1 pseudogene is annotated in these 1,056 nt (G+C 73.8%); it reads left to right on the forward strand.

From position 1 onward, the window contains the following. Positions 1–1,056: pseudogene (locus ACFV9O_RS40780) on the forward strand (cell division protein FtsK); the annotation flags it as partial.

Below are 1,056 nucleotides of genomic sequence, written 5' to 3' on the forward strand. Positions count from 1 at the left end.
GCGTCGGCCCGCTCCTGCGCCGCGGCGAACCGGTGGGCTGGTACGAGGTGCGGGTGGCGGGCGGGCCCGCCTCCGGGCGGGTCGTCCGGCTCGGCGCCGGCGTCGCCGAGATCGGCTCCGGCGCGCACTGCACCGTGCAGGTCCCCGACCCGACCCTGCCCGGGACCGCGCTGCGGCTGCGGATCGACGTGCGGGGCGAGGCCACGCTCATACCCGCGCCCGGCGCGGGGCTCACCGTCCTGGTCGACGGCGAGAGGGCCGACGGGGAGACGGCCTGGCCGCTCGGCGACACCGTCCGGGCCGGCGACACCCTCCTCGTCCTCGACCGGGCCGTCGCCCCCGACGCCCACCTCTCCCGGATGAGCGAGGGCGGCCTCGCCTACAACCGCCCGCCCCGCCTCAACCCGCTCCGGCGCCGCCCCCGGCTGGTCGTGCCCCAGCCGCCCACCAAGGCGGAACGGGCCAAGTTCCAGTTCGTCATGGCCTTCATGCCGATGCTCTTCGGCATCACCATGTGGCTCATCACCAAGCAGATCTACATGCTGCTGTTCTGCCTGATGAGCCCGATGATGATGGCCGCGCAGTGGATCAGCGACAACCGCGACGGCAAGAAGAAGCACCGCACGTCGATGAAGCAGTACCGCAAGGACCTCGCGGCCCACGAGGAACTCCTCGCCGCCACCTGCAAGCAGGAACAGCGGGAGCGGCGCGCCGAGATGCCCGACCCCGCCGAGATCCTGCTCTTCGCCACCGGCCCCCGCCGCCGCCTCTGGGAGCGCCGCCTCACCGACCCCGACGCCATGCTGCTGAGGATCGGGACCGGCACCCTGCACTCCGACGTCGAACTGGCCCTCGGCAAGGGCGGCATGTGGGGCGAGGAGGACAAGCCCGAGCAGCCCGAACTGCCCGATGTGCCCGTCTGCCTGCCCTTCCAGGACCTCGGCGTCGTCGGCGTCGCCGGGGACCGCGCCCGCGCCCTGTCCACCGCCCGCTGGCTCACCGTCCAGGCCGCCGCCCTGCACAGCCCCCGCGACCTCTCCGTGGTCTGCCTCACCT

The sequence above is a fragment of the Streptomyces sp. NPDC059909 genome (assembly GCF_042730885.1).
In the GTDB taxonomy this organism is placed as follows: domain Bacteria; phylum Actinomycetota; class Actinomycetes; order Streptomycetales; family Streptomycetaceae; genus Streptomyces.